The organism is Providencia sp. 2.29, assembly GCF_015832305.1.
In the GTDB taxonomy this organism is placed as follows: Bacteria; Pseudomonadota; Gammaproteobacteria; order Enterobacterales; family Enterobacteriaceae; genus Providencia; species Providencia stuartii.
Genome location: NZ_CP065420.1, coordinates 214,932 through 229,261 on the forward strand (window position 1 = coordinate 214,932; position 14,330 = coordinate 229,261).

The following is a 14,330-nucleotide window of genomic DNA, read 5'->3' on the forward strand; positions in this document are numbered from 1 at the left end:
AATAAAGGACTATTATGGCTAAACTCTTCGAATTTACAGAAGGTTATCTTAAGGGGATTACCGCAAAAATAGTGAGTGAGGAATCAGTAAAATCATTAACAAATATGCTTGTTACTCGCTTTAATGTGGTCGGAAAAACCTTTACTCGGCACTTTGATGATACGATTGTTACTTGTTTTGGTCCAAAACCAGATGGAACATGTATACTACGTATACAAGGTAATCCGAAAGGTGGTGGACGCCGAGTGACAGGACATATCGAACTTAATTTAAAATCTGAGCATGAATTACAAAAGGTATTAACCTCGGATTTGTTTTATGACGGGGTTGCTTCCATGAAAATGGCGCAGTTTGTGGGGTATCTCGGCGAGCAGCATGTTGTCAATGAAATCAAAAAAGGCACGTTATTTGATAAGCTGTTTATGAAAACGCGTTATGGTAAAGCTCCATTAGCGAACAAATCTTCCCGTCTTGATAAGGATGGTAATGAATTAAATCCTTTATTTGGTAAACGCTTTGTTCCTGAAAAAATGATAGCGTTACAAAATGCGAAAGGTCAAGGTATTGACTTGATTTGCAAAATTGAGCCACCGCCACCTGAGTGGGTCACATTTGAAATCAAAACGACGATGAAAGACAAATATGGGCCAAATGCAACTCCTTTAAGTGGGAAGCCTACAGAAATACAAGTAGACTATAAGAAAAATATCAGACGCCATACCGAATTAGCTGAACGCTCTTTATTTCATGGTGATAATGATTACTCTTTAACTAGAAAAGAATTTAGAATGCTAAGAGAAATTAAATTAAGCATGAAAAAGCGTCAGGTAGTTGGTTATAAAATAACAGTAGGTTTAGATAATGAATTTAATCCTTCACATAACAGTAAATACGATGAATTTTTCATCGCTGAGGATTTGGCAAAATGAATCGAACAAATAAAGTGATTAAATATGTAGAGAATTTAGTTAACTCTTCAAATAATGATGTTGCAAAGATTAATAAAATTATATATAGCGAAACTATAGATAGTCTAGATGAATTACATGGGTTAAGTAACTCAGAACGCTATATTCGTTATGAAGTTTTACTAGAGTCTTACTTATCAAGTATTGCACTAACATACATGCGAAGAATATACAAAAATGATAATGATTCACCTTATGAATTTGAGCGTTTTTTTTACCATAAGAATATACTGTTTGTATTAAATTATCTTATGACAAAAAATAGAGAGGAATTATTTCTCAATTTAGCGGAGCAAGGTGAAATTTTATTAATGGATTTCGCCTGTAATGATTTTCGAATAGGGCACTTTTGCTACGATAAAATTATTGAAAGTATTCAATCGGGTAAAATGGCAGAATCACTCCCTATGTACACTCGACCACAGAAATTAGGTGTCCTAGCGATTGAAATGCTGGCAAGCGAGAAAAACCAAACAATAGATTGGGAAAGCGCCGGAATTCCTATTGACCCATTCTATCAACGTTTCTGCCAAGAAGCATTGTATAATGAAAATCACGATGTTGTCGCTCAATGGCTTATTACTTTATGTGACAAGCATATCGAATGGTCTGCATTATTTGCAGATAATGAGAATGAACAAAGCTCAACAGGATATGAAATAGACATGGAAATTTTATTAGCGTGGCCGTTTGAATACCAAGCCGTAAAAAATTTCCGTGCTCGCCATGGGTTGACAACACCCATTATTGATCATCCGCTATTAAAAACGCCAATGGCGATTGATCACCGCCCAGATATGGTAGGCTGGAAGCAAAATATGCCCGCTATTTATGACCAAATAATTGATGACTTGATTTCGATTAATCCAGAGCTTCAAGTTATTCATAAGCTATTTTAACGATGGTAAATAGGCGGTAGTTGACCGCCTTTAGATATGGGTAATGTCATGAAGCTGACAGCACAAAGTAAACAAATTATTCGCGATAATAAGCTGCAAGCCTTTTATCTTGATGCAGTAAGCTATTTTGAAGAAGAGCATCAATCTGCATTAATACATTATGAAATTAAGCGAGAGGCGTTGTTTAATCAACTAAAGAAAAATTATGTGTACTTTGAATCGATTGGTCGAGCGAGCCAATATTTGTGCGTTACGCAGACAACATTCATGCTCTATTGTGGGAAATTTTACGCACAGTCACCGTTATTTCAAACGGTACAAGAGCATCTTGAACAAGTGGTTTTGTTCAAAGACCCAAAAAGTAAGGCGTGGTTGGAAGGTACGATTGAGCATTATCAAACTCTCGATTTATCACATAATGTCAGCGAAATCATCGATTATGCCAAAAAACGCTATCCGGTTATCGGTAATGACCCCTCAATACTAAAATCAGAAATTGAATTGTTTCTATTAAAGGATATGAATAAACAATTTAGTGATAACTATAAAGAAAAAGATTTATTTTTAAAAAAAGCGTTAAAGAATATTAATTCAATGCCAATACGTAAAGAGAATATTATTTTTCTTTGTGTTATTGCACAGTATCTAGATGGGCTGAACTGTTTTCAAGACGAACTCAGACCAAAGTGGTTTGGTCAGTTACAATTTTCAGGGCTTATCCCATGGAGCTTTGACTTAATATCATAGAAGCTCAGAACTATAAAGTAAGTGTAATGACGCCCGAAGAAAAAAGGAAAGCTTGTTGAACTAGTTAATGAAAAAGTTTATTTGGAATTGACAATAGTGAAGCACTAAATATGTAAGGATATTAATATGCGCAGCACAGTTAACGGTCGTAAAATTATTTTAAAAAATGATACCACCAACACAGGTGGTACAGTGCTTACGGGGTCTTCCCTTGCCAAACAAATCCAAGGAGTCGCCTGTGTGGGCGACTCGGTTTATTGCCCTTCGTGTAAAACAACAGGTGCTATCGTCGAGGGCGACGGTTTAATGAAAATCAACGGAATTCCCGTCGCACTTGAAGGTCACAAAGTGGCTTGTGGCTGTTCTGGTGGATGTGTGCTTGTCGCGGTAGGATGAACATTTTCTCGTCTTATTAGTACGTATATTAAAGCCTGTTCGCCTTATTAAAATTAGGATGGTGATATTGCTAGAGAGGCTCCATAATGTTCAAATTTTTTATGGGAACCATGTTTCCGAGTAAACTAAAAACGCAAAAAATCACGTCTTATCCAGAAGACTATAATGCTAAAGGTTCGTTAGAAGACAGTCCTTATGTGTTAAAAATAAACTCGGAACAATGCCAAATAAAATCAACCAACTTTAATCATCGAAAGGTCAGTTCAATACCGTTATTTTTGGTTGTTCTCGCTGTTTTTATATTTAGTGCTTACTCTTTTTTTGATGGGCATAGCTCAAGATATCGTCACTTTATTTTTTTGACTAACACATATAAAGAAAAATATGAAAATTCTACTAATACACCTCAAGGAATAGAGAGATACCGTCCTTTTTTTGATAAAACCCCCAATTTATTTGATTACTTAATCTCTTATTACTCGGGAAATTTTTATGCAGGGACAAAGTACTCAATATATTTAACCATATTATTCGCATTCGCTTTTGGTTATGCTCTCTATATTACAGGAAAATCCGTCTTTATTGGACCTTACCCGATACTGGTATTGGATAGAAAACGTAATCTTTTATATACATGGGAAAATAAAAAAGTCTATGTAGCCCGCTATGAAGATGCCGGATATGCAGCCCCAAGTAATAATTTATTTATCAAGTTATTTACATTTAATACCGACAAAAATCGATTAGACACGATTTTGTTTCAACCGAATGCATCGGTTCACAGTAGTTTGTTTCTCAGTGAAGAGTATGAAAATAATGCGTTTGTTAGCTTTATTAACGCCTATATGCAAAAAGGAAGAGATGTAATCACTGATCATGATTTTGAAAGTGAGCCATTGAAGTTTTATTTTGGTCGCTATGAGCCCCCTGTTGATGTTGATGCACAAATCGCGAAAACCCTTAATCAACTTGACAAGGAAAAGCCTCATCATGCGTAGCACAGTTAACGGTCGCAAAATCATTTTAAAAAATGATACCACCAACACCGGTGGCACGGTGCTTACGGGGTCTTCTTTCGCCAAGCAAGCCCAAGGAATCGCCTGTGTGGGCGACTCGGTTTATTGTCCTTCATGTAAAAAAACAGGCGCTATCGTTGAAGGCGATAGCTTAATGAAAATTAATGGTATCCCTGTCGCCTTAGAAGGCCACAAAGTGGCTTGTGGGTGTTCAGGGGGCAGTGTGCTTGTTGCAGCAGATTAAATGAGCCTGTAGATAATTTTGTGTAAGTTCCCCATGTATCATTTACATGTGGTCATTGATCCTCTGGGGCAATCTATTCCATCCATTTATTGGTACTACTTGGTGGATCGTCTTAAAGGTGAGATTGCGCCATTACGTTACCGAAACGGCGATCCTAATGATAAACTTTATGGCTGTATTGATGAGGAAGGCACCGAATGACGAGTTTATATACGGCAACAAAGCACCCGGAGCAATTAGAAACCACGCTATTGATTGAAGAAAGTCATCACTACGATGATCCGTTGGAGCCTCAAAAGCTGGTGTTTTTAGATGCGGTCAATAAACAGCGTTGTGTGATTAACTCCCCACAGCGAAATAGCCAGCTCACTAATACAATACCTTTTTTTATCGTGTTACTCTTTATGGCTTTTTACACTGCATCTATTTTTTTTAAGGTGCATGTTGAAAATAAAACATCAATTGAAATGATGGCTAAACATGTAGAAAAAAAGTATGGTAATGAAAAAAAACAAAGTGAGTTATCAGCAAAGTTAATTGAATTATATAAACCTTATTTTGGAAAAGAAAAAATAAGTTTATGGGAGTATATAAAAGCTTACAATTCAGGTAACTTTGTTATAAATGGCCAATATGGTAAATATTTAGTTATCGGCTGGCTAATTTTTTTCCCGGGTTTTTTATGGTTATTGGGCTATCTCTCTTTCTTCACACCTCCGGTGTATCTCATTGCGGATAGGCAACGAGGAATACTGTATAGCTATGGGATGGGGAAAGTACGTTTAACACGCTATGAAGATGCACAATTCGGCTATGCAGGTAAAATGTTGGCGATTAAACTGTATGGCATTGATGAAAAAACAGGGCAATTGAAAACCATACTTTACAAGCCAAATGTTTCCCATTACTCCAGTTTCCTGACCAGTACCGACAGTGAAAACCATCGTTTTATCACGTTTCTCAATGCTTATATGCAAGAGGGGCGAGATGCCGTTTCGTCTGTCGATTACCAAGCCCGCAAACCCTTTTTGTTTTTTGGTAAAAACCCACTTCCTACTGATTTTGAGCAACAGGTCGAACAGATTTTAGCAAAGCTTGATCAGGAGAAAAAACGCAATGCGTAGTCTTGTGAACGGCAGAAAAATTATCTTAAAAAATGATACGACGAATACCGGAGGCACGGTGTTGACGGCCTCTTCTCTCGCCAAACAAACCCAAGGAATTGCCTGTGTGGGCGACTCTGTTTATTGCCCTTCGTGTAAAAAAACAGGTGCTATCGTCGAGGGTGACGGTTTAATGAAAATCAACGGAATTCCCGTCGCACTTGAAGGTCACAAAGTGGCTTGTGGTTGCTTTGGTGGGTGTGTGCTTGTCGCAGTGGATTAAGCAAGTAGTAAAAAAGTATCTTGAGCGGGGTGTTGTAATCAATGGGGTTAAAACAATAAAGAATGAGTGAATACAGTTGTTAGTCAGTATGTTAGCTTTAAATAATGAATGATTATGAAGATGATTTCATTTGCAAAATTGAGTCACCGTCACCTGAGTGGGTTACGTTTGAAATCAAAACGACGATGAAGGATAAGTTTGGTCCAAATGCAACTCCTTTAAGTGGAAAGCTTACAGAAATACAAGTAGACTATAAAAAAATATCAGACGCCATACTGAATTAGCTGAACGCGCTCTTTATTTCATGGTGATAATGATTACTCTTTAACTAGAAAAGAATTTAGAATACTAAAAGAAATTAAATTAAGTATGAAAAAGTGTCAGGTAGTTGGTTATAAAATAACAGTAGGTTTAGATAATGAATTTAATCCTTCACATAACAGTAAATACACTGAATTTTTCATCGCTGAGGATTTGGCAAAATGAATCGAACAAATAAAGTAATTAAATATATAGAGAATTTAGTTAACTCTTCAAATAATGATGTTGCAAAGATTAATAAAATCATATATAGCGAAACTATAGATAGTCTAGATGAATTACATGGGTTAAGTAACTCAGAACGCTATATTCGTTATGAAGTTTTACTAGAGTCTTACTTATCAAGTATTGCACTAACATACATGCGAAGAATATACAAAAATGATAATGATTCACCTTATGAATTTGAGCGTTTTTTTTACCATAAGAATATACTGTTTGTATTAAATTATCTTATGACAAAAAATAGAGAGGAATTATTTCTCAATTTAGCGGAGCAAGGTGAAATTTTATTAATGGATTTCGCCTGTAATGATTTTCGAATAGGGCACTTTTGCTACGATAAAATTATTGAAAGTATTCAATCGGGTAAAATGGCAGAATCACTCCCTATGTATACTCGACCACAGAAATTAGGTGTCCTAGCGATTGAAATGCTGGCAAGCGAGAAAAACCAAACAATAGATTGGGAAAGCGCCGGAATTCCTATTGACCCATTCTATCAACGTTTCTGCCAAGAAGCATTGTATAATGAAAATCACGATGTTGTTTCCCAATGGCTTATTGCACTTTGTGACTGTCATGTCGAATGGTCTGCATTATTTGCAGATAATGAGAATGAACAAAGCTCAACAGGCTATGAAATTGATATGGAAATTTTATTAGCGTGGCCGTTTGAATACCAAGCCGTCAAAAATTTCCGTGCCCGCCATGATTTGACAACACCCATCATTGATCATCCGCTATTAAAAACCCCCATGGCAATAGACCACCGTCCGGATATGATAGGATGGAAACAAAATATGCCCGCTATTTATCACCAAATGATTGATGACTTGATTTCGATTAATCCCGAGCTTCAAGTGATTCACAAGTTATTTTAATCACGATTAATAGGCAGTAATTTACTGACTGTGAATATAGATAATGTCATGACGCTGACGGCAAAAAGCAAAAAAATTATTCAAAGTAGCGAACGTCAAGCGTTTTTTTATTTGGAAAATGAATATCAACCGGTATTAGCACACTATAAGATTAAACGAATAATATTCTTTAATTTGCTAAAGAGAAACTGCTTGCAATATTAAGTAGTAGCCGAATTACCTGAGAATACTATTCCGCATGATGGAAATTTCTCTAACATTTAAATTTATTGATTTCGGTGATCGTTTGAACGACCACCTTTTATAAATAGGCAAATATATAGAATTATTCACAGGGCCTAGAATTCATCGCCCCAGCACTCTTCGATAGATATTTAAATACGCCTCCGCCGACTTTTGCCAACTCACATCTTTTGCCATTGCATTTTTTTGGACCTGTTGCCATTGTGCTGGAGAATCCCACAAAGCTAACGCGCGGTCGATTGCGGATTTAAGATCGGCGGCATGACTCTCATTAAACACAAAGCCTGTTGCCTCTTTGCGTTTTATCGCCTCCAATGAACAATCTGTCACGGTATCGGCTAGGCCACCGGTGTTGCGCACGAGTGGTAACGTGCCATAACGTAGCGCGTAGAGCTGTGTCAGGCCACATGGCTCAAAACGACTTGGCACCATTAATACGTCTGCACCTGCAATGACTTGGTGGGATAATGGCTCATCATAACCAATAATCGCGCGTACCTGATCTGGATATTGTGATTGAGCATGGCGATAGGCATTTTCGAGGTCGTGATCGCCGCTGCCAAGTAAAACAAACTGACTACCAGAACTCAGTAGATCCGGTAAGATTTCTAAGATCAGATCCAAACCTTTTTGGCGGGTCATTCTGCTAACAACAGCAAAGAGCGGTTTATCCGTTTGTTGCGCAAGGCCGAGGGATTGTTGCAAAGCCAGTTTGTTTTTTACCTTATTTTTTACACTACGCTCACTGTATTTTTGCGCAATTAAGGCATCACTTGAAGGTGACCAGACCTCAGTATCTATGCCATTTAAAATACCACTTAAGCGCTGCTCGTGGTTGAGCCGATTTAAAAGCCCATCGAGGCCATAAGCATAATGCGGATTTAAGATCTCTTTGGCATAGGTCGGGCTAACGGCGTTAGTATGATCGGCATAAAATAGCCCTGCTTTCATAAATGAGAGTTGACCAAAAAACTCCATTCCATCAACGTTGTAAAACTCAGGGGGCAACCACAGTTCATGAATATGATGGGGTGAAAATAGCCCTTGGTAAGCGATATTATGGATGGTGAACATACAGCGGGCAGGGTAGCCATAGGCTGCAAGGTAGGCACAGGCTAGGGCAGCATGCCAATCATGAGCATGCACAATGTCGGCTTGCCATAGTGGGTCACAGCCTCTGGCGAGTTCAGCGGCGATAAAACCTAATAATCCAAAGCGGCGATAGTTATCTTGATAGGCATTGTTATAACCATCGTGATAGGGGCTACCTTCTCGTTGGTAAAGGTGCGGTGCTTCAATAAGATATAATGGCGTATCGTTATATAGACAATAAAATAAGGTCACTTCCCCTGCGAATGTGTTAAGGGTCGTGACTTTTTGTTTATCAGCAAGTTGATTGATAATAGCAGGAAAACCCGGCACTAAGACTCTCGTATCTGCACCATGTTGCCGCTGAGCGGGCGGGAGTGCCGCAACAACGTCAGCCAGTCCACCTGTTTTTAATAAAGGAAAAAACTCGGCACAAACATGTAATACTTTCATTTTTTACTCCTTATTTTTTTTTGTGGCTGGCTTTATGGTCAGATATAGCGTTGATAACGGTGGCAGCGTCAATGCAATAGAATACTGGCAGCCATGTGCCTTGATTGGCTGGCTGGAAATAGGAGCAACAGGATGCTTATCGCTGCCCCCATAGCGTGAATCATTTGTGTTTAATAAGACTTGATATTGACCGTGTAGCCTGACACCAATGCGGTAATCTGCTCGCGTTACTGGAGTGAAATGGCTGATTACAAGCAGCGGGTCGCCATTTTCGGCGTAGCGAATAAATGCAAAAACCGAATTATCGTGATCGTCGACGATCACCCATTCAAAACTACTTTCATTGTGATCGTTATCGTACAGGGCGGGTGTACTGCGATAAGTAACGTTGAGATCTCTGATCAGACGTTGAACACCAGCATGCGGGCTGGTAGGAATATCCACCAGATGCCAATCTAACTCCCCATCATGATCCCATTCACGCCATTGTGCGATTTCTCCCCCCATAAACAGCAGCTTTTTACCTGGGTGCGCCCACATAAACCCATAATAGGCACGTAGCGTGGCAAATTTTTGGTCAGGTGAGCCTGACATTTTGCGCAATAAGGAACCTTTACCGTGAACAACTTCATCGTGAGATAGAGGCAATATGTAGTTTTCACTCCACGCATACATCACGCTGAATGTCATTTTATTATGGTGGTATTTACGGGCGATAGGGTCTAGCTGTAAATAGCTTAACGTGTCATGCATCCACCCCATATTCCATTTGTAGTTAAATCCAAGTCCGCCAAGGGATGGTGGCAATGTCACCCCAGAGAAGTCTGTCGACTCTTCTGCGGCCATTAATACATTAGGCTGGATACGGTGAAGTAATTCGTTGGTATGCTGTAAGAAACTGACGGCCTCAAGGTTAATATTGCCACCATACTCGTTTGCAATCCATTCGCCGTCAGGGCGGCTATAATCGCGATAAATCATCGATGCAACAGCATCAACGCGTAAGCCATCGAAGCCAAATCGATCTACCCAATAGACGGCATTATCGGATAAAAACTGGCGTACCTCGTGACTGCGGTAGTCGTAGATCAGAGTATCCCAGTCGCGGTGCTTACCTTCTTTTGGGTCAGCATACTCATAGAGTGGCGTACCATCAAAATTGGCTAACCCACTATTATCCGAAGGAAAATGGCCGGGCACCCAATCTAGGATCACATTAATACCTAATCGATGTGCTTCATCAACAAAGTCAATCAAATCTTGTGGCGACCCAAAACGGCTGGTAGGAGAGTAGATACCTAATGGCTGATAGCCCCATGAGCCATCAAAAGGGTGTTCGCTAATAGGCAATATTTCTAAATGGGTGAACCCCATCTCTTTAACATAGGGAAGTAATGTTTCTGCCAGTTCTCGGTAAGTGAGCCAACTATGGTTATTGGCTGAGCGCCGCCATGAACCAAGGTGAACCTCATAAATAGAGATAGGGGCATTGCGTTGGTTCGATTGGATTTGCTGTGCTGTGGGGTGGCGCTGTTTTGGAAGCAGGGAAACAATTGATGTCGTATCTGGTCGTAATTGGCTGCGAAAGGCATAAGGATCGGATTTTAATTGTATTTCGCCTTTTGCATCTAATATTTCATATTGATAGTGAGTACCTGCCTGAATCGCGGGAAGAAAGATTTCCCAAAGGCCATTTTCGGGATGATGGCGCATGGGGTATCGGCGACCGTCCCAAAAGTTAAAAGCGCCCACGACAGAGACTCGTTGGGCATTCGGTGCCCAAACACAAAAATGCGTACCTGTAATATCACCCACTTGGCGTACATGCGCACCGAGTGTTTCAAATGAGAAAGTACGCTGGAGGCCTTTGGTATCTGCATCGTGTAGTAATGTGCCGAAACGGTACGGATCTTCAATAACCTGTTGTGAATTGCCCCAGTTAACCTGCAAAATATAAGTGAAATTAGCGTCTAAGTCTGTTGCATCGCCTGAAAAAAAGCCGCGTTCATCAAGGCGTGATAGTTGCACAACGGGGGCTGCGGTCAACCTATCCAGTACGGTGACCTCTTGAGCATTTGGGAGTAAGACTCGAAAATAGGTGACTTTTCCTTGTTGATGCATACCAAGGAAAGCAAAAGGGTCACGATAATGTCCGGCAAATAATTGATCGATGATCAGTTGTTGCTCTGATGGTTTTTCTCTCTCTTTCATCACCTCTCCTGAATGAAATCAGTCGCAGCTAGCCGCCTTATATTATCGTTTTCATGATTAACTTTTAGATGCTAAAGGTAGCGTTAAAACGAGCGCTATTTGTTATTATTTATCTTTTCAATGATACAAAATAATAGTCCACAATTTCATTTGATAAAAATATTGAGATAAGTCAATAACTATCAAATTAGGAATGTTTTATATTTTAATATAGCGATAAAACAATAAAGCTGCTTGGTGTTGGAGTAAAGTCATCAAAAATAGATGAATTGGAAATGGTTTTGTTTCTTATGATAATAAGTCTAGGTGCTAAAAAGTCAACATCTATAACTAGTTGAATCTATGCGTTTAAATGCTTTTCAATTTCGGATGCTCTTGATTAAATATTACTGTCATTTATTGATGTGAAATATAAAACATTAATTAATGACAAAACTAAAAATTAATATTGTTAAATGGAATTCTCTATTGCTTTATTAGCATTAGTCCGTAAATATAAGGGTAGTGATTAATAAAGTGTGAGACCCAGAGAGTTATTATGGATCAACCAACGAGTTCAACCGAAACTAATCAAAAAACGAAGAATGAAAAACGTAGAAAAGTCTGGATGGTAATTGCTTCAATTATTATTGTTCTACTGTTTGTTGCTTATGGTGCTTATTGGTTTTTGGTATTACGTTTTCAAGAATATACTGATGATGCTTATGTCTCCGGTGTGCAAGTACCTATTGTTGCGCAGACTACAGGTAATGTGACTCAGGTTAATTTTGAAAATACCGATTTGGTTAAAGCGGGTGATGTGCTGGTGGTTTTGGATAAAACCAATGCACGGCTAGCCTACGAGCAGGCAAAACATGACCTCGCAACCACGGTGCGCAAAACCAAAGAGCTGTACATTAATGGTGATGAATACCAAGCGCAAATCCAAAAAAATCGTATCTCACTTGCGCAAGCACAGAAAGATTATCAACGCCGCGCCGCTTTAGGACGAAGTGGGACTATCTCTAAAGAAGATTTACAACACTCCCAAGAAGCGGTGCAGTTGGCGCAAGCGGCCTTAGATATTTCCATTCAGCAATATAATGCGAACCAAGCACTATTGCGCAATACCGAGTTGAGAAAACAACCGGCAATCCAACAAGCCGCAGATAATGTGCGCAACGCATGGATTACTTTGCAACGTACAGAGGTGAAAAGCCCTATCACAGGTTATGTTTCGCGTCGTAATGTGCAAGTCGGTTCACAAGTCGGTCCGCAAGGCTCTTTGATGGCTATTGTGCCAGCTCAACCCGTTTGGGTGGATGCGAACTTTAAGGAAACACAATTAGAAAAGGTGCGCATAGGGCAGCCAGTAACACTCACCAGTGATTTTTATGGTGATGATATTGTGTATACCGGTAAGGTGGCTGGTTTGGATATGGGAACGGGGAGTGCTTTCTCTTTATTACCTGCACAGAATGCAACAGGTAACTGGATTAAAGTGGTACAACGTTTGCCTGTTCGTGTAGAGCTAGACCCTGAACAGGTTGCCAAATATCCGTTGCGTATTGGGTTATCAATGAATGCAACGATTGATATTAAAGATCAAAATGGCCCTGTGTTAGCAGAAGTTCAGCGTGACACGCCAGCATTTGAAAGTGATGTGCTGGTGTTAAAGCTGGCGGATGTCGATTCGGTGATCGACACGATTATTAACGAAAACGCGGATTAGCCCGAAAGGAGTGGCTGTGGCAGATATTCAACCACTAAAGGGCTCAAAGCTGGTATGGGCAACGATTGCATTGTCACTTGCAACCTTTATGCAGGTGCTGGATTCGACAATCGCTAACGTTGCCATCCCAACCATTGCTGGTGATCTCGGTGTTTCAATGTCACAAGGAACATGGGTGATTACCTCATTTGGTGTTTCTAATGCCATTTCCATTGCGATCTCTGGGTTCCTTGCTAAACGGTTTGGTGAAGTCCGTGTTTTTATATGGGCAACCGCTTTATTTACCATTTTTTCATTACTTTGTGGCTTCTCTGATAGCCTTGGCATGTTAATCTTATTTCGTGTTTTACAAGGTGCTGTTGCGGGGCCGGTGATCCCCCTTTCACAAAGTCTGATCATGCGTTGCTACCCCCCTAAAATGCAAAATATGGCATTGGCATTTTGGTCAATGACGATCATTTTAGCCCCGGTGTTTGGCCCTATTTTTGGTGGTTATATTAGTGATAACTTCCATTGGGGGTGGATCTTCTTTATGAACGTTCCACTGGGTATTTTTGTGGTTATTGTAGGCTCTATTATCCTTAAAGGAATGGAATCGAAAGTAGTCAATGTCCCGTTTAATTTGATTGGCTTGGCATTATTGTCAGTGGGTGTTGGTTGCCTTCAGGTCCTGTTGGATAAGGGGAAAGAGTTAGGATGGTTAGCCTCTGATGAAATTGTCACATTAGCGGTAATTTCAGCGATAGCATTGGTTTTTTTGGTTATTTGGGAACTAACAGACAAAAATCCAGTTGTTGAGCTTGCACTATTTAAATCACGTAACTTCACGATAGGCACGATTTCCGTTAGCTTAGCCTATATGGCCTACTTTGGTGCTATCGTTCTCTTGCCCCAGTTATTGCAGGAGGTCTATGGGTATACGGCAACATGGGCGGGGTTGGCCCTTGCGCCGATAGGGTTATTGCCCGTCTTGTTCTCTGCCCCCGTCGCGAAATTGTCAGACTTCCTTGATATTCGCTGGATAGTGACATTTAGTTTTGTATTCTATGCGATTTGTTTCTTCTGGCGGGCATATACCTTTGAACCAAGTATGGGCTTTTCTGCCGTAGTTTGGCCTCAGTTAGTGCAAGGGATGGCTGTGGCTTGCTTCTTTATGCCACTGACGACGTTAACACTGTCAGGTTTACCCCCTGAAAAATTGGCGTCGGCGTCAAGTCTTGCAAACTTCTTCCGTACTCTTGCAGGCTCGATAGGAACATCAATCACAACCACGATGTGGAGTGATAGAGAGTCGCTCCATCATAGCCAGTTAACGGAATACATCACTGACTATAACCCTGAGTCGCTAGAGATGTATAAAGAGATGGCGGCACATGGCTTAAGTCATGAGCAGACATCGGGCTTTATTGCGCAGGAGATCACTAGCCAAGGATTAATCATTGCGGCCAATGAAATCTTTTGGTTATGTGGATGGGTGTTTATTGGACTGATTATCACCGTCTGGTTTGCAAAACCGCCTTTTGGTAGTAAAGCGTAAGTTAAA

General features: G+C 40.0%; 14 protein-coding genes. 12 read left to right on the forward strand and 2 right to left on the reverse strand.

Annotated features, from left to right (window positions below; all coding sequences use genetic code 11):
* Positions 1-14 precede the first annotated feature (14 nt).
* From I3B46_RS21640 to I3B46_RS00940, 10 genes are all read left to right on the forward strand, one after another.
* Positions 15-929 carry a hypothetical protein gene (locus I3B46_RS21640; RefSeq protein ID WP_053110264.1) on the forward strand — a complete coding sequence of 305 codons (915 nt, stop codon included), beginning with the start codon at positions 15-17 and terminating at the stop codon, positions 927-929.
* Complete coding sequence (locus I3B46_RS00895) at positions 926-1,867, forward strand: hypothetical protein (RefSeq protein WP_036942286.1); 942 nt, start codon at positions 926-928, stop codon at positions 1,865-1,867. The genes I3B46_RS21640 and I3B46_RS00895 overlap by 4 nt, the downstream gene beginning before the upstream one ends.
* 48 nt (positions 1,868-1,915) lie before the next feature.
* Positions 1,916-2,614 carry a hypothetical protein gene (locus I3B46_RS21645; RefSeq protein WP_231405886.1) on the forward strand — a complete coding sequence of 233 codons (699 nt, stop codon included), beginning with the start codon at positions 1,916-1,918 and terminating at the stop codon, positions 2,612-2,614.
* 126 nt (positions 2,615-2,740) lie between these two features.
* Positions 2,741-3,010 carry a PAAR domain-containing protein gene (locus I3B46_RS00910; RefSeq protein ID WP_061064594.1) on the forward strand — a complete coding sequence of 90 codons (270 nt, stop codon included), beginning with the start codon at positions 2,741-2,743 and terminating at the stop codon, positions 3,008-3,010.
* Positions 3,011-3,096: 86 nt separating this feature from the next.
* Complete coding sequence (locus tag I3B46_RS00915; protein WP_004924860.1) at positions 3,097-4,008, forward strand: hypothetical protein; 912 nt, start codon at positions 3,097-3,099, stop codon at positions 4,006-4,008.
* Entirely contained in the window at positions 4,001-4,270 is a 270-nt protein-coding gene (locus I3B46_RS00920) for a PAAR domain-containing protein (RefSeq protein ID WP_004916250.1), read from the forward strand. Before I3B46_RS00915 ends, I3B46_RS00920 begins: the two co-directional genes overlap by 8 nt.
* Before the next feature lie 33 nt (positions 4,271-4,303).
* On the forward strand, positions 4,304-4,471 hold the full coding sequence (locus tag I3B46_RS22255) for a hypothetical protein (RefSeq protein ID WP_004916247.1): 168 nt from the start codon (positions 4,304-4,306) through the stop codon (positions 4,469-4,471).
* Entirely contained in the window at positions 4,468-5,394 is a 927-nt protein-coding gene (locus I3B46_RS00930; protein WP_104873070.1) for a hypothetical protein, read from the forward strand. Before I3B46_RS22255 ends, I3B46_RS00930 begins: the two co-directional genes overlap by 4 nt.
* On the forward strand, positions 5,387-5,656 hold the full coding sequence (locus I3B46_RS00935) for a PAAR domain-containing protein (protein ID WP_104873069.1): 270 nt from the start codon (positions 5,387-5,389) through the stop codon (positions 5,654-5,656). Before I3B46_RS00930 ends, I3B46_RS00935 begins: the two co-directional genes overlap by 8 nt.
* Positions 5,657-6,138: 482 nt before the next feature.
* A complete protein-coding gene (locus I3B46_RS00940; protein ID WP_104873068.1) occupies positions 6,139-7,080 on the forward strand; it encodes a hypothetical protein in 942 nt (313 codons plus the stop codon).
* Between the two features lie 345 nt (positions 7,081-7,425).
* Here the strand turns inward: I3B46_RS00940 and glgA are convergent, their stop codons facing one another.
* Both glgA and glgB read right to left on the reverse strand, forming a co-directional pair.
* The gene (gene glgA / locus I3B46_RS00945) at positions 7,426-8,865 is read right to left on the reverse strand and encodes a glycogen synthase GlgA (RefSeq protein ID WP_104873067.1); all 1,440 of its coding nucleotides are present in this window, start codon (positions 8,863-8,865) and stop codon (positions 7,426-7,428) included.
* A 3-nt stretch (positions 8,866-8,868) separates the two neighbouring features.
* Positions 8,869-11,076: a 1,4-alpha-glucan branching protein GlgB gene (gene glgB / locus I3B46_RS00950; protein WP_004923415.1), complete on the reverse strand. Its 2,208-nt coding sequence runs from the start codon at positions 11,074-11,076 to the stop codon at positions 8,869-8,871.
* A gap of 538 nt (positions 11,077-11,614) precedes the next feature.
* On the opposite strand from glgB, the gene emrA reads away from it, so the two are divergent.
* Entirely contained in the window at positions 11,615-12,787 is a 1,173-nt protein-coding gene (gene emrA / locus I3B46_RS00955; protein ID WP_004923418.1) for a multidrug efflux MFS transporter periplasmic adaptor subunit EmrA, read from the forward strand.
* Between the two features lie 16 nt (positions 12,788-12,803).
* A complete protein-coding gene (locus I3B46_RS00960) occupies positions 12,804-14,324 on the forward strand; it encodes a DHA2 family efflux MFS transporter permease subunit (protein ID WP_014657040.1) in 1,521 nt (506 codons plus the stop codon).
* The last annotated feature ends 6 nt before the right edge of the window (positions 14,325-14,330 follow it).

Bases quoted from the DNA above. Each gene is read 5' to 3' on its own strand.
- I3B46_RS21640 (WP_053110264.1), top strand. From the start codon at position 15: ATGGCTAAACTCTTCGAATTTACAGAAGGTTATCTTAAGGGGATTACC.
- I3B46_RS00895 (WP_036942286.1), top strand. From the start codon at position 926: ATGAATCGAACAAATAAAGTGATTAAATATGTAGAGAATTTAGTTAAC.
- I3B46_RS21645 (WP_231405886.1), top strand. From the start codon at position 1,916: ATGAAGCTGACAGCACAAAGTAAACAAATTATTCGCGATAATAAGCTG.
- I3B46_RS00910 (WP_061064594.1), top strand. From the start codon at position 2,741: ATGCGCAGCACAGTTAACGGTCGTAAAATTATTTTAAAAAATGATACC.
- I3B46_RS00915 (WP_004924860.1), top strand. From the start codon at position 3,097: ATGTTCAAATTTTTTATGGGAACCATGTTTCCGAGTAAACTAAAAACG.
- I3B46_RS00920 (WP_004916250.1), top strand. From the start codon at position 4,001: ATGCGTAGCACAGTTAACGGTCGCAAAATCATTTTAAAAAATGATACC.
- I3B46_RS22255 (WP_004916247.1), top strand. From the start codon at position 4,304: ATGTATCATTTACATGTGGTCATTGATCCTCTGGGGCAATCTATTCCA.
- I3B46_RS00930 (WP_104873070.1), top strand. From the start codon at position 4,468: ATGACGAGTTTATATACGGCAACAAAGCACCCGGAGCAATTAGAAACC.
- I3B46_RS00935 (WP_104873069.1), top strand. From the start codon at position 5,387: ATGCGTAGTCTTGTGAACGGCAGAAAAATTATCTTAAAAAATGATACG.
- I3B46_RS00940 (WP_104873068.1), top strand. From the start codon at position 6,139: ATGAATCGAACAAATAAAGTAATTAAATATATAGAGAATTTAGTTAAC.
- glgA (WP_104873067.1), bottom strand. From the start codon at position 8,865: ATGAAAGTATTACATGTTTGTGCCGAGTTTTTTCCTTTATTAAAAACA.
- glgB (WP_004923415.1), bottom strand. From the start codon at position 11,076: ATGAAAGAGAGAGAAAAACCATCAGAGCAACAACTGATCATCGATCAA.
- emrA (WP_004923418.1), top strand. From the start codon at position 11,615: ATGGATCAACCAACGAGTTCAACCGAAACTAATCAAAAAACGAAGAAT.